This window comes from Bartonella sp. MU70NMGDW (assembly GCF_042194085.1).
Classification (GTDB): domain Bacteria; phylum Pseudomonadota; class Alphaproteobacteria; order Rhizobiales; family Rhizobiaceae; genus Bartonella; species Bartonella grahamii.
The window spans coordinates 1-968 of the sequence record NZ_JBHIMK010000436.1 but is presented as its reverse complement, the minus strand read 5'-3'; the positions used below and the strand labels follow the sequence as shown (position 1 = coordinate 968).

Here is a 968-nt window from a genome sequence, read left to right as displayed (position 1 = left end):
GCAGTAAGCGGCGGAATAGGAGGAGCTGGTGATTCAAGTAGTAACTCACATCCAAAAAGTTGGCTTTTTCCAGAAGAAGATGATTGTAGCGCAGGCGCTCATGCCCAAGCAGCAGGTGCAGGTGGCATCGTAGGAGAATTAATAGGAGGTATTGCTGGTGCAGTTGGAGGTCTTTTTTCTGGACCGGGAGGTGTCGGTTCTGGCTTTGTCAATGGAGCAATAGGAGGTGGACTAGCAGGAGCTGGTGACGCTGTGGTAGATAAATACAATGCATGCTATACGGCACCAAGTTGTGAAACAAGCGATTATGTTGAAGCAGCTGTCATACACGGAGGCATAGGAGCAGCAAGTGGTGCAGTAATTGGTTTAGCAGCTGAAGGTGTTGGCGTTTTACCTGGAGCATTGGTAGGCGGATTAGGAGGAGCTGCTGACGGTTTTATAGATAAGTACAATGAATGCCATCCGAATCCAAGTTGTGAAGTAAGCGATTATGTCGAATCAGCAGCCATAAAGGGAGGCGCAGGAGCATTAATTGGTTTATTAGGTGGTCCGGAAACAGCAGTAGCAGGCGGATTTGGAGGAGCTATTAACGGTTTTAAAGATAAGTACAATCAATGTCATCCGTAAAGTAGAGGGAGGCTGTTTCTAATTTATTTAGAAAATAGCTAGTAAGATATTTCTGAGATCAGTGATATTGTAAACATACTTTAAAGCTATGGCTAAACTGATTTCAGGGATATTTTTGTGTGTGATAATAGATATTTTATTTTGGATTTTTTTGTTATGAATACTTTTACTCGCTCCTTAGTAACAGCAATTGGATTTGGATTTTGCATGTTTTTTTACAATAGATTTAAAGGTGAGAACTGGAGTATAAAAAGGACAATATTATCAACAATTATGTTTTTTATATTATATTATTCTGGAAATTTATTAGTTAAATATATGGGAATTTTATAAAAATTATT

General features: G+C 39.4%; 1 protein-coding gene. It reads left to right on the top strand.

The annotated features are described in order from the left end of the window. A partial coding sequence (locus tag ACFIKE_RS11470) for a hypothetical protein (protein WP_375650071.1) occupies positions 1-627 on the top strand: 627 nt, incomplete at its 5' end. Positions 628-968 lie beyond the last annotated feature (341 nt).